The sequence below is a fragment of the Microbacterium sp. CCNWLW41 genome, from assembly GCF_037083505.1.
In genome coordinates this window covers 55,378-76,932 of record NZ_JBAOJP010000007.1, presented here as the reverse complement: position 1 = coordinate 76,932, position 21,555 = coordinate 55,378, and the positions used below count along the sequence as shown (strand labels likewise).

At 71.7% G+C, this 21,555-nt stretch carries 18 protein-coding genes and 1 tRNA gene; 11 read left to right on the top strand and 8 right to left on the bottom strand.

The window, feature by feature from the left end:
• Positions 1-13: 13 nt before the first annotated feature.
• Positions 14-2,599 (bottom strand): aminopeptidase N, encoded by a 2,586-nt coding sequence (pepN, locus tag V6R91_RS22880; RefSeq protein ID WP_336397454.1) that lies wholly within the window; start codon positions 2,597-2,599, stop codon positions 14-16.
• Positions 2,600-2,730: 131 nt separating this feature from the next.
• Here pepN and V6R91_RS22875 point away from each other — a divergent pair, with 131 nt between their 5' ends.
• The 8 genes from V6R91_RS22875 to V6R91_RS22840 all read left to right on the top strand — a co-directional run bounded on the left by V6R91_RS22875 (position 2,731) and on the right by V6R91_RS22840 (position 11,455).
• Positions 2,731-3,936, top strand: coding sequence for a ferrochelatase (locus tag V6R91_RS22875; RefSeq protein WP_336397213.1), 1,206 nt, complete (start codon positions 2,731-2,733; stop codon positions 3,934-3,936).
• Between the two features lie 20 nt (positions 3,937-3,956).
• Entirely contained in the window at positions 3,957-4,442 is a 486-nt protein-coding gene (locus V6R91_RS22870) for a ribose-5-phosphate isomerase (RefSeq protein WP_067249111.1), read from the top strand.
• A complete protein-coding gene (locus V6R91_RS22865) occupies positions 4,442-5,452 on the top strand; it encodes an Fpg/Nei family DNA glycosylase (protein ID WP_067249109.1) in 1,011 nt (336 codons plus the stop codon). The genes V6R91_RS22870 and V6R91_RS22865 overlap by 1 nt, the downstream gene beginning before the upstream one ends.
• Positions 5,453-5,556: 104 nt before the next feature.
• Positions 5,557-7,041: an alanine/glycine:cation symporter family protein gene (locus tag V6R91_RS22860; protein ID WP_336397212.1), complete on the top strand. Its 1,485-nt coding sequence runs from the start codon at positions 5,557-5,559 to the stop codon at positions 7,039-7,041.
• Positions 7,042-7,069: 28 nt separating this feature from the next.
• Positions 7,070-7,726 carry an FMN-binding negative transcriptional regulator gene (locus tag V6R91_RS22855; protein ID WP_336397211.1) on the top strand — a complete coding sequence of 219 codons (657 nt, stop codon included), beginning with the start codon at positions 7,070-7,072 and terminating at the stop codon, positions 7,724-7,726.
• Positions 7,723-9,252 (top strand): amidohydrolase, encoded by a 1,530-nt coding sequence (locus V6R91_RS22850; protein ID WP_336397210.1) that lies wholly within the window; start codon positions 7,723-7,725, stop codon positions 9,250-9,252. The genes V6R91_RS22855 and V6R91_RS22850 overlap by 4 nt, the downstream gene beginning before the upstream one ends.
• Positions 9,253-9,359: 107 nt before the next feature.
• Positions 9,360-10,748 carry a sensor histidine kinase gene (locus tag V6R91_RS22845; RefSeq protein ID WP_336397209.1) on the top strand — a complete coding sequence of 463 codons (1,389 nt, stop codon included), beginning with the start codon at positions 9,360-9,362 and terminating at the stop codon, positions 10,746-10,748.
• Positions 10,749-10,786: 38 nt separating this feature from the next.
• Positions 10,787-11,455 (top strand): response regulator transcription factor, encoded by a 669-nt coding sequence (locus tag V6R91_RS22840; RefSeq protein WP_336397208.1) that lies wholly within the window; start codon positions 10,787-10,789, stop codon positions 11,453-11,455.
• 73 nt (positions 11,456-11,528) lie between these two features.
• On the opposite strand, the gene V6R91_RS22835 is transcribed toward V6R91_RS22840, so the two are convergent.
• The gene (locus V6R91_RS22835) at positions 11,529-12,014 is read right to left on the bottom strand and encodes a Dps family protein (protein ID WP_067243128.1); all 486 of its coding nucleotides are present in this window, start codon (positions 12,012-12,014) and stop codon (positions 11,529-11,531) included.
• A 195-nt stretch (positions 12,015-12,209) separates the two neighbouring features.
• On the opposite strand from V6R91_RS22835, the gene V6R91_RS22830 reads away from it, so the two are divergent.
• The 3 genes from V6R91_RS22830 (at position 12,210) to V6R91_RS22820 (ending at position 14,995) form a co-directional block, all read left to right on the top strand.
• Positions 12,210-14,333 (top strand): acyltransferase family protein, encoded by a 2,124-nt coding sequence (locus V6R91_RS22830; RefSeq protein ID WP_336397207.1) that lies wholly within the window; start codon positions 12,210-12,212, stop codon positions 14,331-14,333.
• A complete protein-coding gene (locus V6R91_RS22825; protein WP_271062922.1) occupies positions 14,330-14,875 on the top strand; it encodes a gamma carbonic anhydrase family protein in 546 nt (181 codons plus the stop codon). The genes V6R91_RS22830 and V6R91_RS22825 overlap by 4 nt, the downstream gene beginning before the upstream one ends.
• A 46-nt stretch (positions 14,876-14,921) precedes the next feature.
• Positions 14,922-14,995, top strand: a tRNA-Ile gene (locus tag V6R91_RS22820).
• Between the two features lie 43 nt (positions 14,996-15,038).
• On the opposite strand, the gene V6R91_RS22815 is transcribed toward V6R91_RS22820, so the two are convergent.
• The 6 genes from V6R91_RS22815 to V6R91_RS22790 are packed head-to-tail and all read right to left on the bottom strand — an operon-like array spanning position 15,039 to position 21,374.
• A complete protein-coding gene (locus V6R91_RS22815; protein ID WP_336397206.1) occupies positions 15,039-16,010 on the bottom strand; it encodes a CorA family divalent cation transporter in 972 nt (323 codons plus the stop codon).
• Between the two features lie 8 nt (positions 16,011-16,018).
• On the bottom strand, positions 16,019-16,327 hold the full coding sequence (locus tag V6R91_RS22810; RefSeq protein WP_067243131.1) for a hypothetical protein: 309 nt from the start codon (positions 16,325-16,327) through the stop codon (positions 16,019-16,021).
• The gene (locus tag V6R91_RS22805) at positions 16,324-17,253 is read right to left on the bottom strand and encodes an SDR family oxidoreductase (protein ID WP_378818413.1); all 930 of its coding nucleotides are present in this window, start codon (positions 17,251-17,253) and stop codon (positions 16,324-16,326) included. Before V6R91_RS22805 ends, V6R91_RS22810 begins: the two co-directional genes overlap by 4 nt.
• 16 nt (positions 17,254-17,269) lie before the next feature.
• The gene (locus V6R91_RS22800) at positions 17,270-18,919 is read right to left on the bottom strand and encodes an alpha-amylase family protein (RefSeq protein WP_336397204.1); all 1,650 of its coding nucleotides are present in this window, start codon (positions 18,917-18,919) and stop codon (positions 17,270-17,272) included.
• Complete coding sequence (locus tag V6R91_RS22795; RefSeq protein ID WP_336397203.1) at positions 18,916-19,872, bottom strand: TIGR03557 family F420-dependent LLM class oxidoreductase; 957 nt, start codon at positions 19,870-19,872, stop codon at positions 18,916-18,918. The genes V6R91_RS22800 and V6R91_RS22795 overlap by 4 nt, the downstream gene beginning before the upstream one ends.
• Positions 19,869-21,374 carry an FAD-dependent oxidoreductase gene (locus V6R91_RS22790; RefSeq protein WP_336397202.1) on the bottom strand — a complete coding sequence of 502 codons (1,506 nt, stop codon included), beginning with the start codon at positions 21,372-21,374 and terminating at the stop codon, positions 19,869-19,871. The genes V6R91_RS22795 and V6R91_RS22790 overlap by 4 nt, the downstream gene beginning before the upstream one ends.
• Positions 21,375-21,555 lie beyond the last annotated feature (181 nt).

Sequence of the window (21,555 nt, the reverse complement as noted above, 5' to 3'; positions counted from 1 at the left end):
CCGTCGACGGCGCTCAGCCCTGATCGGCGTCGCGGGCCTGCGCGGCGAGGGCGCGGTCGACGTCCGCGAGGTTCTCATGGACCAGTCGGCGCAGCGCCGGCGCGGCGTCGGGGTGGGCAGCGAGCCAGGCGCGGGTCGCGCTGCGCAGCTCCTCGTCGGCGAGGGCCTTGGGGTACAGCCCGACGATCAGGTAGTTCGCGACCTGGAACGTCCGGCCCTCCCACAGCGGCAGCAGGCTGTCGAAGTACGACGCCACGAACGGACGCAGCAGCGCGGCGCCGGACGGGTGGGTGAAGCCGAGAGCGGACGAGCGCACGAGGGTGTTCGACAGGTCGTCGTTCTCGACCAGCGCGGCCCAGGCCGCCTGCTTCGCCTCCGGCGTGGGCAGCGCGGCCCGCGCCTGGGCGGCGAACTCGGCGCCCTTCGAGGTGTTGTCGGCGGCCAGCGCGGCGTCGATGTCGGCGGCGTCCACGGCACCGGCGGCGGCGAGCCCCGCCAGCAGCTGCCAGGACAGGTCGGTGTCGATCGTGAGCCCGTCCAGGGCCAGATCGCCGGCGCGCAGCCGGCGGACGGTGTCCGCGTGCTCGGGCGTGACCAGCGCGTTGGCGAAGGCCGCGACGAACTGGAGCTGGCTGTCGCTGCCGGGAGCGGCCGCCTGCGCGAGCTCCCACAGCCCGTCCGCCACCCGCGTCCGGGCGGCGACGCGGTTCTCCGGCGTGACGTACAGCGACGCCGCGGTCTGGAGCTGCGCCAGCGTGGTGCGGACGGTGGTGGACTCGGTCTCGCGGCCGATGTTGCCGAGCACGAGGTCGAGGTAGTCCGAGGCCGCGCTCTCCGCGTCGCGCGTCTGGTCCCAGGCGGCGCCCCAGACCAGCGACCGGGCGAGCGGGTCGCTGATGTCCGCGAGGTGCGCGATCGCCGTCTCCAGCGAGCGCTCGTCGAGACGGATCTTCGCGTAGGCCAGGTCCTCGTCGTTCAGCAGGACGAGCGCGGGACGCTTCCGTCCCTGCAGCTCGGGGATCTCCGTCCGGTCGCCGTCGACATCCACCTCGACGTGGTGCACGCGCACCAGCGCGCCCGCCTCGTCGAGGTCGTAGAAGCCGATGCCGAGCCGGTGCGGCCGGATCGTGGGGTAGTCGGCGGGGGCGGTCTGGGTCACGGCGAATCGGGAGATCGTGCCGTCCGCCGCCTCGGCGATCACCGGGGAGAGCGTGTTGACCCCGGCGGTCTCCAGCCACTTCTTGGACCACGTCGACAGGTCGCGTCCGCTGGTGCGCTCGAGCTCGACGAGGAGGTCGCTCAGCTCCGTGTTGCCCCACGAGTGCTTCTGGAAGTACTCGGAGACGCCGGCGAAGAAGGCCTCGATGCCGACCCAGGCGGCGAGCTGCTTGAGGACGGAACCGCCCTTGGCGTAGGTGATGCCGTCGAAGTTCACCTGCACGTCGTCGAGGTCGTTGATCTCGGCCACGATCGGGTGCGTGGAGGGGAGCTGGTCCTGACGGTAGGCCCAGGTCTTCTCCATGGCGTTGAACGTGGTCCACGCCTCGCGCCACTCCGTGGCCTCGGCGGTGGCGATCGTCGACGCCCACTCGGCGAACGACTCATTCAGCCACAGGTCGTTCCACCACTTCATGGTCACGAGGTCGCCGAACCACATGTGGGCGAGCTCATGGAGGATGGTGACGACGCGGCGCTCCTTCACGGCGTCGGTCACCTTGCTGCGGAACACGTAGGTCTCGGTGAACGTCACCGCCCCGGCGTTCTCCATCGCCCCGGCGTTGAACTCCGGGACGAAGAGCTGGTCGTACTTGGCGAACGGGTACGGGACGCCGAACTTCTCCTCGTAGTACGCGAACCCCTCGCGGGTCTTGTCGAAGATGTAGTCCGCGTCGAGGTGCTCCCAGAGGCTCTTTCGTCCGTAGACGCCGAGCGGGATCACCCGGCCGGAGGCGCTGGTGAGCTCGGAGAACGTCGCCTCGTACGGGCCGGCGATGATGGCGGTGATGTACGAGGAGATCCGCGGCGTCGGCTCGAAGCCCCAGGTCGCGACCGCGGGCTTCTCGCCGGTGCCGGAGCCGGTCGAGGCGTCGTGCACGATCGGCTCCGGGGTGGGGGAGTTGGACACGACCTTCCACGCGGCCGGGGCCGTGATCGTGAACTGGAAGGTGGCCTTGAGGTCGGGCTGCTCGAAGACGGCGAAGACCCGGCGGGAGTCGGGGACCTCGAACTGGGAGTACAGGTACACCTCGCCGTCCACCGGGTCGACGAACCGGTGCAGGCCCTCGCCCGTGTTGGTGTAGAGGCAGTCCGCGTCCACGATCAGCGTGTTCTCGGCCGCGAGACCGGTGAGCCGGATCCGGGAATCGGCGAAGGCGGAGTCCACGTCGACCGGCTCGCCGTTGAGCGTGATCTCGCGGACCTCGCGGGCGATGAGGTCGATGAAGGTCGAGGCCCCGGGCGTGGCGGTGAAGCGCACGACGCTGCGGGATCCGAAGACCTCCGCACCCTTCGTCAGATCCAGCGAGATCTCGTACGACTGCGTGTCGACGATCTCGCGGCGCTCCTGCGCCTCGATACGGGTGAGGTTCTCTCCAGGCACTACTCGGTCTCCCATGGGGTGAGGGGATCTGCCGCGGTTTCACGCTGCTGGCGGCGACGGCAACCCTGACAGCCTACGCCAGCGCACGTTCACTGCCATCCTCGGCTGAGTGAAAGGTGTGAGGTGGGAGCATGGAAGACGTGATCGATCCCGCCACGCCTCAGACAGCCGTCCCCGTCCTGCACGCCTCCGAAGCAGCCCGCTCCGGCCCCGCGCACGTGGAGGTGCCGGTCGACTACGACGCCGTCGTGCTGGCGAGCTTCGGCGGGCCGGAGGGCCAGGACGACGTGATCCCGTTCCTGCGCAACGTCACGCGCGGGCGGGGGATCCCCGACGAGCGCCTCGAGGAGGTCGCGCACCACTACCGGCACTTCGGCGGCGTGAGCCCGATCAACGCGCAGAACCGGGAGCTCAAGGCGGCCCTGGAGGCGGAGATCGCCCGACGAGGCCTCGACCTGCCCGTCTACTGGGGGAACCGGAACTGGGGCCCGTACCTGCACGAGGCCTTCACCGCCGCGGCGCAGGACGGGCACCGCACGCTCCTGGTCCTGGCGACCAGCGCCTACAGCTCCTACTCCAGCGATCGTCAGTACCGGGAGGACATCGCCATCGCGATGGACGAGTCCGGGCTCGGCGGCGTGCTCACCGCGGACAAGGTCCGCCTCTTCTTCGACCACCCCGGGTTCGTCGCCCCCTTCCAGGAGGGCGTCGAGGCGGCGGTGCGGACCCTGCTCGGCGACGGCGTCGCTCCCGAGGCGATCACGGTCCTCTTCTCCACGCACAGCATCCCCGTCGACGACGCGCGTCGCTCGGGTCCCCGGGACCGCGACTGGGGCGAGGGCGGCGCGTACGAGGCGCAGCACCGTGCCGTCGCCGCGCACATCATGTCGACGCTCGCCGAGCACGTCCCGCAGGCCGGCACCCTACCGTGGGAGCTGGTCTTCCAGTCGCGCTCCGGCCCGCCGACCCAGCCGTGGCTGGAGCCGGACATCAACGACGTCATCGCCGAGCTCCCCGACCGGGGCGCCCGGGCCGTGGTCGTCGTGCCCCTGGGCTTCGTCAGCGATCACATGGAGGTGCTCTGGGACTTGGACACCGAGGCCATGGAGAGCGCGGCGGAGGCAGGGCTGCGGATGATCCGCACGCCCACGCCCGGCACGCACCCGGCGTTCGTCTCCGGTCTCGTGGACCTCGTCCTCGAGCGCGTCCACGGCACCCCGGCGGCCGAGCGCCCGCACCTGACCGAGCTCGGCCCGTGGTACGACGTGTCCCGGCCCGGGGACTGCGAGAACGTGCGCCTGGGCTTCCGTCCCGCCGCCGCGGGCATCGCCCCCTGACACCTCCTTAGGATTGGCCTATGCGCATCCACATCGCCACCGATCACGCCGGCCTCGAGTTCTCCACGCAGCTGCAGCACCACCTCTCCGCGGCCGGTCACGAGGTGGTCGATCACGGTCCGGTCGAGTACGACGCGCTCGACGACTACCCGGCCTTCTGCATCCGCGCGGCTCAGGCCACCATCGCGGATCAGCGCGCCGGGGTCGAGGCGCTCGGCGTGGTGTTCGGCGGTTCCGGCAACGGCGAGCAGATCGCCGCGAACAAGGTCGAGGGGATCCGCGCCGCCCTCGTGTGGAGCATCGCGACCGCGGAGCTCGCGCGCGAGCACAACGACGCGAACGTGATCGCGATCGGCGCTCGCCAGCACACCTTCGAGCAGGTCGCGGAGTTCATCGACCGGTTCATCGCGACTCCCTTCTCGGGCGACGAGCGGCACGTTCGACGGATCGGCCAGATCGCGGACTTCGAGCGCGACGGCTCGCTGCTCCCGGACCCGCGCGCCTGATGCCCGAGGGTCACTCCGTCCATCGGATCGCTCGCCAGTTCGCCCGGAACTTCGTCGGCAAGCCCGTCTCCGCCTCGAGCCCGCAAGGGCGATTCGCGGAAGGGGCGGCGCTGCTGGACGGCCGGGTCGTGGAGAGCGTCCAGGCGGTGGGGAAGCAGATGTTCCTCGAGACCGAGGGGGACCTGTGGCTGCGCGTGCACCTGGGTCTCTATGGGGCGTGGGACTTCGCCGGCGACATCCTCGTGGATCCCACGATCGCCTCGGCGAACGGGCGGATGGGGCAGACGAACCAGCGGGGCACGGAGCTCGACTCCGAGCTCGACGCTCCCATTCTCGACACCGCCGGGGAGAACTCGCTCTCCTCGATCGGCGCACCGCGGAAGACCCGGGTCCACGTCCGGATGTCGGAGCAGACCAGGGGACTGGCGGACGAAGGGGACGAGTGGCCGCCGCCCGTCGTCGGGCAGGTGCGCCTGCGCCTGCTCACCGACGTCACGTGCGCCGATCTGCGCGGGCCGACCGCCTGCGTGCTGCAGACACCCGACGAGATGCTCGCCACGGTCGCCAAGCTCGGTCCGGACCCGCTGGTCGGCGACCCGGCCGAGGGCGAAGAGCGCTTCGTCGCGGCGGTGCGGAAGAAGGGCACGCCCATCGCGCTGCTGCTCATGGACCAGGCCGTCGTCAGCGGCATCGGCAACGTCTACCGGGCCGAGATGCTCTTCCGCGCGCGACTCAACCCCCACACGCCCGGCAGGGCCGTGCCGGAGGACGTCGTGCGCGCGCTCTGGCGCGACTGGGTCCGACTGCTCGCGATCGGTGTCGAGACCGGGCAGATGATGACGATGGACGACCTCACCCCGGAGCAGTACCGAGCGGCGATGGCGCATCGCGATGATCGGCACTGGGTGTATCACCGGGCCGGCCTGCCGTGCCGCGTCTGCGGAACGGACATCGTGCTTGAGGAGATCGGCGCGCGCAAACTCTACTGGTGCCCCTCCTGCCAGGCGTGACGGACGTGGGCGGACACGCCGGAGACACCCTGCGCTGGTGATCTCGGCTGCGTTGCTGCATAAAGTGGACGGGTCCGCTGCACCGACGCACCGACAGGAGCCCCATGGATATCTCCGGCCTGCAATCCGCGCTCGACTTCCTGGGCGGCCTCATCTGGGGGCCGTTCTTCCTCATCCCGCTGCTGCTCGGCACGGGGCTGTACCTCACGATCCGCCTCGGCGGGATCCAGTTCCTGCGTCTCGGATCGGCGCTGCGCCTGGGGCTGTTCACTCGGAAGGACCCCGGATCCGACGGAGACATCTCGCAGTTCCAGGCGCTGACGACGGCGCTGGCGGCCACGGTCGGGACGGGGAACATCGTGGGCGTCGCGACGGCCATCGGGATCGGGGGACCCGGCGCCCTGTTCTGGATGTGGGTGACGGGCCTGCTCGGGATGGCGTCGAAGTACTCGGAGGCGTTCCTCGGCGTGCGGTTCCGGACGACGGACGCGGCCGGGGAGAAGTCCGGCGGCCCGCAGTACTACCTGGAGCGCGGCATCCGGGGGCCCCTCGGCAAGACCCTGGCGCTCCTGTTCGCCGTCTTCGCGGTCTTCGCCTGCTTCGGCATCGGGAACATGACCCAGGGCAATTCCATCGCGACCAACCTGGAGGCGAGCTTCGCCGTGCCCACATGGGTGACCGGCATCGTGCTCACCGTGTTCGCCCTGCTCGTCCTCGTCGGCGGCATCAAGTCGATCGGCCGCGTGACCGCGGGGTTCGTGCCGATCATGATCATCTTCTATGTGCTCGGCGCGCTGTACATCCTCATCGCGAACGTCGGCGCGCTGCCGGGGGCCTTCGCGCAGATCTTCTCGGAGGCGTTCACGGGGACGAGCGCGGTCGGCGGCTTCGCGGGATCGGCGATCATCATCGCGGTCCAGTTCGGCGTGGCGCGCGGCATCTTCTCGAACGAGTCCGGGATGGGCTCGGCGGCGATCGCGGCGGCGGCCGCGCAGACCAGCCATCCGGTGCGCCAGGGCTTGGTGTCGATGACGCAGACCTTCATCGACACGATCATCGTGGTGACGTGCACGGGGCTCGTCATCGTCGCCACAGGCACCTGGAAGGCGATCGATCCCGCCACCGGCGAGCAGATCAGCCCCGCGCTGATGACCGGCCAGGCGTTCTCCCACGGGCTCCCCGGAGAGTGGGGGCACTACATCGTCACGATCGGGCTCGTCATGTTCGCCGCGTCGACGATCCTCGGGTGGTCCTACTACGGGGAGCGCAACATCGAGCGGCTGATCGGACGACGCGCGGTGATGCCCTTCCGCATCCTGTTCTCCCTGGTCGTGTTCGTGGGGTGCACCGTCCAGCTCAACGTCGTCTGGTCCTTCTCCGACGTGATGAACGGGCTGATGGCGGTGCCGAACCTCATCGGGCTGCTCATCCTGTCGCCGCTGATCGCGCGCGAGACGAAGAAGTACCTGGACAACGATCCGAAGCTGCGCGCGTCGAAGGGGGAGATCGAGTCGTTCATGGCGGGCGACCCCGGCTACGACGACTGGAAGACGCAGGCGATCCCCGTCGTGAAGCAGGCCAAGGGCTGATCCGCGTCCGGGGGCCTAGGCTGAAGGAGTGCGTCAGAACCCCAGCTTCGCGATGACCGACCCGGCGGAGCTGCGCCGGGTGATCGACGCCCACCCGTGGGCGACCCTCGTCGGCCGGGACGCCCAGGGCACGACCGCGTCCCACTACGCGGTGCTGCTCGACCCCGAGCGCGAGGACCTGACGGTGCTGGGCCACGTCGGACGCCCCGACGACCTCGTCCTCGGACTCGGGCGGGAGGAGCTGACGATCGTGTTCCAGGGACCGCACGGCTACGTGTCCGCGGGGTGGTACGGGGACACCGCGGCGGTCCCGACATGGAACTACGTCGCGGTCCACCTTTCCGGCACCCCCGAGATCCTGTCCACGGAGGAGAACCTGCGTGTGCTCGAGCGTCTCGTCGATCGGTTCGAAGGGGCACTTCCGCAGCCGCGAGGGATGTGGGCCCCGCCGAACGACGACGCGTTCGTGCGCCGGCTGGAGGCGGGGACGGTCGGCTTCCGGCTGACGCCCACGCGCGTGACGGCCAAGCGCAAGCTCAGTCAGAACCGTCCGGACGAGGTCATCGAGAACGTGATCACGGAGCTGTCGGGCACCGGTCCGTTCGCGAACGCGGCGCTGGCCGCCGAGATGCGACGCGCCCAGGACGCGCGCCGGGCCGCGCGCGCGACGCGGGCCGGATCGTGACGCTCGTCGGGGCGCTGCGGGCCGTCCGGGTGGCGACCGCCGAGCGGAGCCTGCTTCCCACGGACGAGCCGGTGGACATCCTGATCGCGGACGGGCGCGTCGCCGATGTCGCGCCGACGGGAGCGCTCGACCTCAGCCGCCTCGCCCGCGGCAGCATCCTCGACGGTGCCGGGAGCTGGGTCGTGCCCGGCCTCTGGGATCATCACGTCCACACCGTGCAGTGGGCGCTCGCGGCGCAGCGCGAGCCGTTGGGCGACGTCGGATCCGCGCGTGAGGCCGCCGATCGCATGTCCCGCGCGGCGGTGCTTCCGGACGGCCGGCGCGTGGGCAGCGGCTATCGTGCGGTGCGGTGGACGGACGCCCCGGACCTGGGGCTCCTCGATGCCGCGACCGGCGACGTGCCGACGTACCTCATCAACGCCGACGTCCACAGCGTGTGGCTGAACTCCGCGGCGTTCCGTCGCGAGGGGTTCGCGCCGACGACGGACGGACTGCTCCGAGAGGCGGACGCGTTCGAGATCTCTCGCCGGCTGAACGCGGCCGAGCCCGCCCTCGCGGACGCCGCGGTGACCGATGCGGCTCGTCGCGCCGCGTCGCGCGGCGTCGTCGGGATCGTGGACTTCGACATGGCCTGGAACGAGGATGCCTGGGCGCGTCGACTGGCCGCGGGCTTCGACGCCCACCGGGTCGCGTTCGCCGTCTACCCCGATCACCTGGACCGCGCGATCGCGGAGGGATGGACGAGCGGATCGGGGATCGAGGGCGATCCGCTCGGCCTCGTCCGACGCGGACCGCTGAAAGTGATCTCCGACGGCTCCCTGGGCACGCGCACCGCCGCGTGCTCGGCGGGATACACGGACGACCCGCACAACCACGGGGTGCTCACCGTCGCCCCCGAAGAGCTCCGCGACATGCTGGTCCGCGCCGCCGGCGCGGGCATCGATGCCGCCGTCCACGCGATCGGGGACGTGGCGCTGTCGTCGGCGTTCGACGCGTTCGCGCTCAGCGGGGCGACGGGGACGATCGAGCACGCCCAGCTCGTGCGTCACGCCGATCTGGCGCGCTTCGCGCGCCTCGGGGTCGCGGCGAGCGTGCAGCCGCAGCACGCCGTCGACGACCGCGACGCCGCGGATGCGCTGTGGGCCGCGCAGACCGCCCTCGCCTACCCCCTCGCCTCCCTGCATCGCGCCGGGGCGTCCCTGCGGTTCGGCTCCGATGCCCCCGTGGCCCCGCTCGATCCCTGGTTGGCGGTCGCTGCGGCCGTGCACCGCACCGACGACGACCGGCCCGCCTGGCACCCCGAGGAGCGGCTGGACGTCGAGACGGCCCTCGCGGCCAGCGGCCGCGGAGGGACCGGCACGGACGGGGAGTCTCCGGCCCGGATCCGGCCCGGAGCGGACGCCGATCTCGTCCTGTGCGGTCTCGATCCGTCGTCCGCGTCGGCCGCCGAGCTGCGGAGCATGCCCGTGCAGGCGACGCTGCTGGCGGGTCGGGCGACATACCTCGACCCCGGATACGGGGGATAGCCCCACCATCCTTCGGGGCGGCCACCGCATGGCGGACGCGGATACGCCCGCGGGATCCTGGACGGAGGACGACCGCCGCGGTCGTCCGGCCGGAACCGGAGGACCCGATGACCCTGCAGGACACGACCCGACCCGCCCCGGAGGCGACGATGACCAGGCCCCTGTCCGATCCGCAGGCCGCACCCGCGGCACGCTCGCGCGGCTACGCCGCAGCGTGGATCATGGCGCCGCGCGCGGCCGTCTACCTGGCGATCCTCTCGCTCCCCTTGGCGATCCTCGCCATGGGGCTGAGCGTCAGCGTGTTCCTGCTCGGCGTCGGGACGCTGGTCCTCGTGATCGGCGTCCCGCTGATGGTCGCCTCCCTCTTCCTCTCCCGTGGCTTCGCCGCCGCGGACACCGCGCTGCAGCGGTGGGTCGGGATGCCGGCGTTCCCCGCTCCCGACTGGCGGCGCGGGCGCGGGGAGGGACGATGGGCGGGCCTCACCCAGCCGCTGCGCAACGGGCACTACTGGATGGCCCTCGTGCATGCCGTCCTCGTGCGCCCCATCATCGCGATCCTCTCGTTCGGGCTCGGGGTGTCGTGGCTCGCCATGGCGCTGGGCGGTCCGACCTACTGGTTCTGGGCCTCGTTCATCCCCGACCGCAACTCCGATCAGGTGTGGGTCGGCTGGGTCGTCGAGCACTTCTTCGGCGGCATCGACCCCGATCCGGACCCGCACCTGTGGGCCTCGATGATGTACCTCGCGGTGGGACTCGTGTTCCTGGTGACGCTCCCGCTCGTGCTGCGCGGGCTCGTGCGTCTGCACCACGCGGCGACCGCCGGGATGCTCGGGCGCTGGGACGCGGACGACCACGAGGCGGAGGTCGCGGAGCTGGACGCGTCCCGCGGCGCCGCGATCCAGGCCGAGGACCTGGCGCTCCGGCGGCTCGAACGGGACATCCACGACGGCCCGCAGCAGCGTCTGGTCCGGCTGCAGATGGATCTCGGCGCCATCGAGCGACGCGCCGCGGCGGGCGACGCGGAGGCGGCGCAGCGCCTGGCACAGGAGTCGCGTGCGCATGCCCAGGCGGCGCTGGATGAGCTGCGGGCGCTCGCGGGCGGGGTCGCGCCGCCGCTGCTGCAGGACCGAGGGATCGTCGAGGCGCTGCGCGCGCTCGGGACGGCCGGCGCCCTGCCCGTCACCAGCGCGATCGACCCGCGCATCGACGGCGTGCTGACTCCCGAGACCTCGCGCAACCTCTACTTCGTCGTCGCCGAGCTGCTCACGAACGCCGCGAAGCACTCGGGGGCCGCGGGCGTGGAGCTCACCGCGACGCTGGACGGCGCGGCGGTGGAGGTCCGGGTGCGAGACGACGGACGCGGCGGGGCGCTCCCGCGTCCCGGGCACGGCCTGGAGGGGCTGCGTCAGCGCGTCCAGGGGCTCCGCGGCGACATGGAGATCGACAGCCCGGCCGGCGGTCCCACGGAGATCCGGGTCCGGGTCCCGGCCGCGTGACGCCAGGATACGGACCCGCGGGTCCGTATCCTGGAGCGGTGACGATCCCCGGCCCTCCCCGCGTGATCCTGTTCGAGGACTCGGTGCTGCTCCGCGAGGGGCTGGTCCGCCTGTTCGAGGAAGCGGGGTTCGAGACCGTGGGCGCGTACGGCGACGTCGGCGACGTCGTCGCGCGGACCCGGGAGGCGGGCGCGGATGTCGCGGTGCTGGATGTCCGCATGCCCCCGACGTTCCGCGACGAGGGCATCCGCGCCGCCCTGTCCCTGCGTGCGGAGGCCCCGGGGGTCGCGATCCTCGTGCTGAGCCAGTACGTCGAGGGGGTGTATGCGCGCGAGCTCCTCGGCTCCGGATCCGGCGGGGTCGGCTACCTGCTCAAGGACAGGGTGGCCTCGCTGGAGGAGCTCTCGGAGGCGGTTCTCCGGGTCCGGGCGGGCGGCACCGTGCTGGATCCCCAGGTCGTGCAGCAGCTCGTATCGCGCGGCCCGGATCCGGTGAGCCTGCTCACGCCGCGGGAACGCGACGTGCTCGAGGAGATGGCGGCGGGTCGCAGCAACGCGTCGATCGCCGACCGCCTCGTGATCGGCGTCGGCGCGGTGGAGAAGAACATCAGCGCGATCTTCGGCAAGCTCGGGCTGGAGGATTCGGGGACCGACCACCGACGCGTCCTCGCGGTCCTCACTTATCTGCAGCACGGCGCCCGCGCCTGAGCGCTTCTCGTTTCGCGCAGACGACGAGACCCCGCACCGGCAGCGGCGCGGGGTCTCGTCGGGTGAGCCTTGGTCAGGCGGCGACGTGGGAGACGAGGAACCAGCGGTCCTTCTCCAGGCCGCGCTGGATCTCGATGGCCACGTCCTGGCTGGTGAGGTCGATCTCGTCGAGCCCCTCCACGGCCGCGCGGACGTCGGCGAGGATCGCGTCGATGTCCGCGATCACGTCGCGCACGAGCTCGTCCGAGCTCGTGAAGCCTGCGGGGACCTTCGTGGCGGCGGCCTTCTCCGCGACCGTGGCGACGCGCGCGTCGATCGGCAGACCGAGAGCCACGATGCGCTCCGCCGCGGTGTCGGCGAAGTCCCCGGCGTGGGCGACGATCGTGTCGAGGAGCTCGTGCACACCGACGAAGTTGGCGCCGCGGACGTGCCAGTGCGCCTGCTTGCCGTTGATGGTCAGCGCCTGGAGGCCCAGCACGACCGGGGTCAGGAACTGCGCGGCGGCGGCGGCGACGGTCGGGTCGCTCGCGGTGGTGGTGATGGTCTCTGCCTTGCTCATTCTGATCGTCCTCCGTAGATCGTTTCCGGCTTCGTCAGGGACAACGCTACTCGTCTCAGAATGTTCCGCAAGCAAGCTGAGGCATGGCTAAGACGCAGATCAGAGGCAAGTTCGGGAAGGCTCGCCTCACTCCTATCCCGCGGTGTGAGCGCGCGCCGGACCGGGGCGTCCAGGGATCCGCGCTACCGTCGTCTGGTGGCCTCTGCTGGTGAATCCTCCCGCGTCGACCTCCGACGATCCCGTCCTCGTCCTTCCGCGGACGCCTCGACCGCTTCGTCATCCGCCTCCCGGTTCCTGCCGCACGTGCAGGGGCTGCGCGCGATCGCCGTCCTGTTCGTGGTGCTCTATCACTTCTGGCCCGCGCGGCTGAGCGGCGGCTACGTCGGCGTCGACGTGTTCTTCGTCATCTCCGGATTCCTCATCACCTCGCACCTCGCCCGCGAGCTGACCTCGACGGGGACGGTCCGGCTCGGCCGGTTCTGGGCCCGACGGGCTCGCCGGCTCCTGCCGGCATCGCTGCTCGTCCTGCTGTTCTGCGCGATCGTCGTGTCGACGCCCTACCTCATGCCCACCGCGGCGCTTCCGGGCGAGATCAAGGAGATCGTCGCCTCCACGTTCTACGTCGAGAACTGGTTCCTCGCCTTCGACTCCGCCGACTATCTCGCGCACTCCGGCGACCCGACGACCGTCCAGCACTACTGGTCGCTCTCGTTGGAGGAGCAGTTCTACGTGCTCTGGCCGCTCATCATGCTCCTTGCGGCATGGGTCGCGGTGAAGTGGTTCCGAGGTGCCCGGCTGCGGGCCGCCGCGATCGCGATCGGCGTCGTGTCTGTCGCGTCGTTCGTCTTCTGCGTGGTCTTCACGATCACGAACCCGGCGCCGGCGTACTTCGTCACGTTCGGCCGGATGTGGCAGTTCGGGGTGGGCGCGGTCATCGCCCTCGTCCCGATGCTGCGCGTGCGCGGTGCTGTGCTGAGCTTCCTGCTCGGCTGGGCCGGCATCGCCGCCCTCCTTTATAGCGCGTTCCGCTTCGACGCGCAGACGCCCTTCCCCGGATACGCCGCGGCCCTGCCCACCCTCGGCGCGGCGGCGGTGATCGCCGCCTCGAACACGGACCGCTGGTGGTACCCGACGCGGGTGCTGTCGCTGCGCCCCATGACGTTCACGGGCGACATCTCCTACAGCCTTTACCTGTGGCACTGGCCGCTCATCATCATCGCCCCCTCGGTCCCGTTCTGGGGGCTGACGATCTACCATCGGGTGGCGCTGCTGGTGATCTGCTTCGTGCTGGCGTGGCTCACCAAGCGCTTCGTGGAGGATCCCGTGCGCTCCTGGAAGCCGCTGACGTCTCGCCCGCCGCGGCTGACACTGTGGGCGTCGCTCGCGGCCATGGTGGTCGTCGCCGGGTCCGCGGGCATCGGCTGGGCGGCGAACGCCCCCGCCTACGACCGGGGCGTGCAGGCGATCAAGGAGCTGCGCGAGAACCCGCCGGAGTGCTTCGGCGCCGCCGTGGTTCTGGACGAGGCGTGCGCGGGCACGGTGAGCGACACGATCCTCCCCGCGCCCGGATTCGCTCGGGTGGACCGACCGTCCAACGCCGACGGCTGCTTCGTCCAGCTCAACGACTCCCGGCCCGTCGTGTGCGAGTACGGCTCGGACGACCCCGAGGCCCCGCAGGTGGCGCTCATCGGGGACAGCCACGCCTTCCAGGTCCTCAGCACGTTCCAGGACATCGCCGAGCGCGAGGGCTGGCATCTGGTGACGTACTTCAAGGGCGCGTGCCCGTGGAACAGCACGCCGCTCGCGGCGGGCGGCGCGTTCGGCCAGGCGTGCGACGACTGGCGCGCCGGGGTGGCCGCGGACCTGGAGAAGCGGGACTTCGACGTGGCGTTCACCGCCGCGCTCTCGACCACCTCGTTCGATGCCCGGGGCTTCGACTCGGGCCACGACGCCGCCGTCGCCGGCTACAAGGACGTGTGGGGCCAGATGATCGCGCGGGGCACGCCGGTGGTGACCGTCGTGGACAACCCCGTGTGGGAGACCGATCCCAACAAGTGCCTGCGCACGCGCGACGCGGCCTCGTGCGACGGCGCGCGCTCGGAGCTGCTGACCGCCGACGACCCGCTGCGCGACGCGGCAGCGCAGACGGAGGGCGTCACCCTGCTGGACTTCACCCCGGTGTTCTGCGACGACGAGATCTGCCGCACCGTCGTGGGCGGCGCCAACGTCTATCGCGACCAGGACCACCTGACCGCCACGTTCGTGGACACCCTGGCCCCGCAGTACACGGCCGCCCTCAAGGAGGCGATGGCGCGATGAGCGGACGGGGGAGCATCCTGTCCCTGCCGGGCCGTTCTCCGCGCATCGATCCGACGGCATTCCTGGCCGAAGGGTCCCGGATCGTGGGCGAGGTCGTCCTCGGCGAGGGCGCGAGCGTCTGGTACAACGCCGTGCTCCGCGCGGACTCCGACACCATCACGGTCGGTGCCGGCAGCAACGTCCAGGACAACGTGTCCGTTCACGTCGACGCGGGCCATCCGGTGCGGATCGGAGCGGACGTCTCGATCGGGCACAACGCCGTGGTCCACGGCTGCACCATCGGCGACGGGTCCCTCGTGGGAATGGGCGCCGTGGTGCTGTCCGAAGCGGTCATCGGCGAGGAGTGCCTGATCGCCGGCGGAGCGGTGGTGCTCGGCGGAACCGTGGTGCCGGACGGCTCGCTCGTCGCGGGCGTCCCGGCGAAGGTGCGCCGAGCGCTCAGCGCCGAGGAACGGGCGCGGCTGCGCGAGAACGCCCACGCGTACCGTCGGCACACCACGGCCCACGCCGCCGCGGTCGACGTCCCCGCCGAGACCCGCTGACGAGCACGAACGGCGCCTCGTCACGCCCCGCTAGGCTGGAGTCTCCGGGGCAGTGGCCAAGCTGGTCAAGGCAGTGGGCTCATAACCCAACGATCGCGGGTTCGAGTCCCGCCTGCCCCACGAGCCGTCTGCTGGAGCGGGCGTAGCGCAGGCCGTTGCCGGGCTATTGCTCGTCCTCCGCGGCACGGCCCTTCCGCCCCTTGCCGAGCCAGCCCCGCCGGAGGAAGAGCACGACCGCGACGACATCCACCACGACGATGGACAGTCCGATCACGAGCCAGCCGAACTGCCATTGCACCAGAGGCAGGTTCTTGAAGTTCATCCCGTAGATGCCGGCGACGACGGTCGGGATCGCGAGGAGCGCGGCGAAGGAGGAGATCGTCCGCATGTCCTGGTTCTGCCGTGTCGAGACGTTGCTCTCGTGACTGGAGACGACGGCGTCGAGGGCGACGTGCTCTGCGGCGGCGAGCCGGGCCACTCCCTCGACGTCGTGGACGAGGCGGCGGAAGTAGGGGCGCAGCGCCGTCTCCTCGACGGTCGCGGCCTCGATCTCCGCCCGCCCGTCGCGCACGGCCTCGGCGAGCCCCGAGGCGGCCCGGTCGATCGTCCCGATCCGCTGCCGCAGACGGTAGATCCGCCGGTAGTCCTCATGCACCCGGCTGTCGAAGACCTCGGCCTCCACCCTTTCGAGCTCCCGCTCGATGTCCGCGCCGATCTGGACGAAGTCGGCCACCACGGCGTTGAGCACCCGATACACCGCGGAGACGGGGGAGCGCACCGGGAGCGCGTCGGCGGCGGTGAGCAGGGCCCCGATGTCGCGCAGGTGCTCCGGCGGCCCCTGCTGGACGATGAGGAGCCGCTCGTCGTCGAAGACGAACCGCAGCTCGGCATCGGAGGCCTCACGTCCGTCCCGGGGGTCGATGTCCCACACGGTCAGGTACCGGACCTCCCCGAAGCGCTCCAGCTTCGGGTGGCGGCGGCGCTGGGTGAGGTCGGTCGTGATCAGCGGGTGCAGGTCCCAGCCCTGCGTGGCGCGGGCGAGCTCGGCGGGGGCGGGGTTCGGAAGGAGGGTCCAGAACGCCCCCGCTGCGGCGGGGCGCGAGCCCGTATGCCCGGTTGCGGTCGAGGATCTCATCGCGGTCCTCATCCGGTCGCCGGCGGGAGGTGGGGGATCGGGACCGGGCGGGTGGACCCGGGAAGCGGGTCGACATCGCCCAGGGACTCCAGAGCCGAGAGCAGCTCGTCCAGGTCGTGGAAGCGGCGCCGTGACGGACACGGCGAGCGCAGCCAGATGACGTTCAGCGCGCCGAAGCCGTCCCGGTCGACGTAGGCGACGAGGTGCGCGGGATCATGCTCGCCCCGGGTGTCGTCGCAGATGCGCCACCCCGTCTCGCCGAGCGGTCGCAGCCGCCAGCGGGGTCTCGGTCCGGGACGTTCCCCCGAGACGTTCACAGCGGCTTCCCTCCGGTGACGGGCAGGACGGCGCCCGAGACGTACGACGCGTCGTCGGAGGCGAGGAAGACGTAGGCGCCGGCGAGCTCGGCCGGCTGTCCGGCGCGCCCCAGGGGCGTGTCGCGGCCGAACTCGGCCACCTTGTCCTCGTCCCATCCTGTGCCGGGGATGAGCGGCGTCCAGATCGGACCGGGGGCCACCGCGTTCACGCGGATGCCCCGTGGCCCGGCCTCCTCCGCCAGCGCCTTCACGAATGCGACCTGCGCGGCCTTGGTCATGGCGTAGTCGATGAGGCCCGGGGACGGCTGGAACGCCTGGATCGAGGCGGTCACGATGAGGGACGCCCCCGATTCGAGCAGCGGCAGCGCCGTGCGGGCCGAGAAGAGCAGTCCCTCCAGGTTCGTCTGGAAGACCCGGCGCATGTCCTCGGTGTCCAGTTGCGCCAGCCCCTCCACATCGTGCTGGTAGCCGGCATTGAGCACGACGACGTCGAGACGCCCGAAGCTGCGCCGCGCCTCCTTCACGCTCTCCTCCGCGAAGGCCTCATCGCGCACGTCACCGGCCAGGCTGAGACCGGTGCGACCGGCGTCGCGGATCAATCCGAGGGTGTCGTCCGCGTCCTCCTGCTCCTCGGGCATGTGCACGATCGCGACATCGGCGCCCTCGCGGGCGAAGGCGATCGCGACCGCCCGTCCGATGCCCGAGTCCCCACCGGTGATGAAGGTCTTGCGATCCGCGAGCCGGCCGTGGCCGCGGTAGGACTCCTCGCCATGATCCGGTCGGGGACGCATCCGGGACGTCTGCCCCGGCTGCTCCTGGCTCTGCGGGGCGAACTGGTCGTCGTGGAGGGTGCGGGGGTCGGCGGCACGGTTCACGGTGTCTCCTCTCGATGGCCTCGTCCGAGACTGCCGTGCGCACGACGGCATCACGAGGGGGTTGACATCATCCCTGCCCTCGGTCGCCCAGGAACCAGCGGAAGCCGTAGGCGTCGAGGTCGATCGTCATCGTCCGCTCCTCGGCGTCCGCGGCAGGAGCACCGGTGCCCAGGATGTCGCGCAGCGGGCCGTGCGGGGGCAGGGAGCGCAGGTCCACGCGGACGCTGCAGGCGGACTCGGACAGATTGTGCACGGCGAGGAAGACGCGGTCGTCGTCGATCTGCGCGTGGCTGAAGACGGCGGGGTCGTCCGCCGGCAGCACCTCCGTCCGCCCCCACGCGATCTCAGGCGTCGCCCGATACCGCGCGATGAGCCGGCGGACGAAGGCGAGCAGGGAGCCGGGATCGTTCTGCTGCTCCTGGACCGAGACATGACGCGGGGCGTAGCCGTCGTCCGGGAGGCGGCGGACCAGGCGCGAGCGCCGGGCCGTGGAGAAGCCTGCGGCCGGCTCCGCCGTCCACTGCATCGGCGTGCGGACGGCGAGGCGGTCGGGCGTCCGGGGGATCTCTCCCATCCCGATCTCCTCGCCGTAGAGCAGCACCGGTGCGCCGGGCGCGGAGAAGAGCAGGCTGTAGGCGAGACGGAGGCGTCGCGGGTCGCCGTCGAGCAGGGGAGCGAGCCGGCGGGTGATCCCGCGGTCGTAGACGCGCTGGAGCTCGTCCGGCGCGAACGCCGCGAACACGTCCTCCCGCTCGTCGGGCTCTCGGAGCTCGACCGTCAGCTCGTCGTGGTTGCGCAGGAACATCGCCCATCCCTGGCTCGCGTCCACGAGCGGACGGCTCCCCAGGATCGCGCGCAGCGGCTCCGCCTCGCGGCGCGCCAGGGCGAGGAACGTGGCGGTCATCGTGTCGAAGTCGAACTGCAGGTCCAGCTCCGTCCCGCGGGTGCCGAAGTACTCCACCTGGTCGGCGTGGCTGAGTCCCACCTCGCCGAGGAGCACGGCGTCCCCGCGCCGCCGCGCGATGAACCGTCGCAACTCCCGGAGGAAGGCGTGCGGATCCGCGTGGTCGGCGGCGCCGGGCGGTCCGATGAGGAAAGGCACGGCGTCGAGGCGGAAGCCGTCGACGCCCAGTTCCAGCCAGTAGCCGACGATGCGCGCGAACTCGGCCCGTACCGCGGCGTGGGCGAGGTTCAGATCGGGCTGGAACCGGTGGAACGAGTGGTGGTAGTACTGCCCGGCCTTCTCGTCGAACGTCCAGACGTCGTCCTCCTCGCCGGGGAACACGGGATGACGCCCCGCTCGGGGAGGATCGTGGGACCAGACGTAGTAGTCGCGGAACGGGCTGTCCGGCGAACGACGGGCCGAGCGGAACCAGGGGTGCCGGTCCGAGGTGTGGTTGAGGACGAGATCCATGATCACGCGGATGCCACGGTCGTGCGCGATGCGCAGGAACTCCACGACGTCGCCCGCCGTGCCCAGGCGCGGGTCGACTCCGTAGTGGTCGCTGATGTCGTAGCCGTCATCGCGGTTCGGGGAGGGGTGGAACGGCAGGAGCCAGACGCAGGTCACCCCGAGCTCCACGAGATGCTCGATCCTGCTGGACAGGCCGGGGAAGTCCCCGATGCCGTCGCCGTCCGAGTCCTGGAACGTCTCGACGTCGAGGCAGTAGACGACGGCCGTACGCCACCAGAGGTCGCTCACGTCCGCGGGCTTCATGCGGCGCTCCGCAGCGCGGGGAGCAGGTCGCTTCCCGCGCGGTCGATGAAGGCCAGCTGGTCCCTGGCCACCTGGTGGAGCTGGACTTCGTCGAACCCGCGAGCGAGGTCGAGGATCCGCTCCGCCAGTCGTCCGGCGTCGGTGTCGATGACGACGGCGGAGCGGAGGGCGTCGTCGTCCGGGGCGGGATGGGCGTCGAACTCCTCCGGCAGTGCGAGATCCCACACGCGATCGGCGGGGACGGCGCTGTGACGCCACTGGTCCCTGGCGGCCGCCAGCGCCAGCGACTCGCTCTCGGCGAGGCAGACGTGGACCTGGAGGACTGCGCGTCCTCGTCCCCCCGCATCGCGGAACGCCGCCAGCACCCGCTCGGGCGGATCGGGCTGGGGCGCGACCGTGATCAGCCCGTCCGCCCAGCCGGCGGCCCGGGCGGCGGTCGCCGGGGAGACCGCCGCGGCGAGCAGCGGCGGAGGGGAGGGCGGCAGGCTCCACACCCGGGCACGGTCGATTCGCGGAGGATCGAGCGCGGTGACGACCTGCCCGCGGAGGAGCTCTCGGATGGAGCGGGCAGTGGCCTCCCAGGCGCGGTCGCGGTCGGGCTTCGCGGGCCAGGGGAGGGCGGTCACGTGCTCGTTGACCGCCTCGCCGCTGCCCAACGCCGCCCAGAACCGCCCGGGGAACATCAGCTCCACCGTCGCGACGGCCTGGGCGACCACCGCAGGGTGGTACCGGTAGCCCGGCGCCGTCACGACGCCCAGAGGCAGGGAGGTGGCCTGAAGGACGGCCCCGAGCCATGCCCAGGCGAATCCGGACTCGCCCTGCCGTGCGCCCCATGGGGCGAGGTGGTCCGAGCACATCGCGGCATCGAACCCGGCACGTTCCGCCGCGATCACGCAGTCCCGGAGCAGGTCCGGGCCGAACTGCTCGTGCGACGCGTGATACCCGACGATCACGGCCGCTCCTCGTCGACGCGGGGAAGATCCCGGACGGCGGGCCCTTCGAGGACGGTCCCGTCCGGCGCGAACCGCGAGCCGTGGAGCGGACAGTCCCAGCTGCGCTCGACGTCGTTCCACGTGACGATGCCCCCGAGATGCGTGCACACCGCCGACACCGCGCAGCGCCCCTCACGGGTGCGGGTCTCGGCCACGGGAGGGCCGAGACCCCGTCGCACCACCCGTGCACGCACGACGGAGTCCGGCGCGGGGCGACGGGTCGGCAGCACGCGCCCGCGCAGGGCGTTGACCGCGGTCGCCGCAGCGGCGCCCATGAGCGTGGGCGCGCTCCGCAGGCCGATCCGCGGCCGTTCGAACACCTCGGACCAGGGCGGCGAGCCGCCGTCGACGCGGGCGGCCATGGCGAGCGCTGCGGCGACGGCGTTGGTCATTCCCCACTTCGCGTAGCCGGTGGCCAGAAGGATCCGCTCGCCCGTCCCCGGACGGGCGCCGGCGAAGGGGAGCATCGTCGGAAGGGCGTAGTCCTGCGCGCCCCACCACCGCACGCGTTGGGCGACGCCGAAGCGCTCCTGCGTCCACGCGTCGAGCGCGGCCAGACGCGGGCTGGTGTCAGACACCCGCCCGGGGACGAACGGCTCTCCGCCGACGAGGAGCAGCGTCTCGCCGGATCCGTCGACCGCCGTGCGCAATGACCGGCGTGGATGGTCGACCGAGAGATGCATCCCGCGGGGCAGGGCGTCCCGATCCCGCACCCGGTAGGCGGCGACGAACTCCCGGGACGGCGACAGGAGCATCGTGAAGGATCCGTCCTCCACCGCGGGGAAGCCCGTCGCGACGATGAGGCGGGACGCACGGGTCCTTCCTCCGGTCGTGGTCACGTCGACCCCGCCGGGCAGCGGATCGGCGCCGGTGACGCGGGCGCCCATGCTGAACCCGACTCCGGCACGGAACGCCCGCTCCGACAGGATCCGCAGGACCTCCCGTGGATCGAGAGCGGCCTGGTCGCCCAGCCGCAGGACGCCGAGCACCGGGAAGGGAAGCCCTGTGTCGCCGCCGGAGAGCAGCGGGACGCCGGCGATCCTGCTCGCCTCCCGTTCGCGCGACAGTGCCCGCAGCCCCTCGGGAGACGTCGCGAACGTCACGGCGGTCTCGCCGTGCAGGGCGCCGGGATCCTCGCGCATCTCGTGGCGGAGCCAGTCCGCGCCGACGCGGTTCGCGGCCGCGTATGCGCCCAGGGCCGAGCGTCCGGCGTGGCGGTGCACCTCGCCGTACCTCCCGCCCTGCAGCAGGCTCAGCTTGCCGGTGGTTCCTCCGGTCGTGCCCGCGCCGATCCGTCGCGCCTCCACGACGTGCGCGCGGTGCCCGCGGCGAGCCAGTTCCAGGGCGCAGGTGAGGCCGGTCAGCCCGGCGCCCGCCACCAGGACCTCGACGGCCTGGGGGAGGGACGTCGTCGGCACCTCCACGGGGCGCTCCCGCCACAGCGACTCCGCACGGATCGGCATGGGGCCCTCCTCTCGGGCGCGTCACGGTCCTCTGCGCTCTGCTCGCACCCTCGCCCGGCCTCGTCCGGACCGGCAGGGGGTTGACACCGGATCGGTCGGCGCCGGGACGCTGTCAATCCCCTCGGCGGCCCGTCACGACCGGGCTAGCGTCATGCGTCCGGCGACGAGCGCAGGAGGAGCC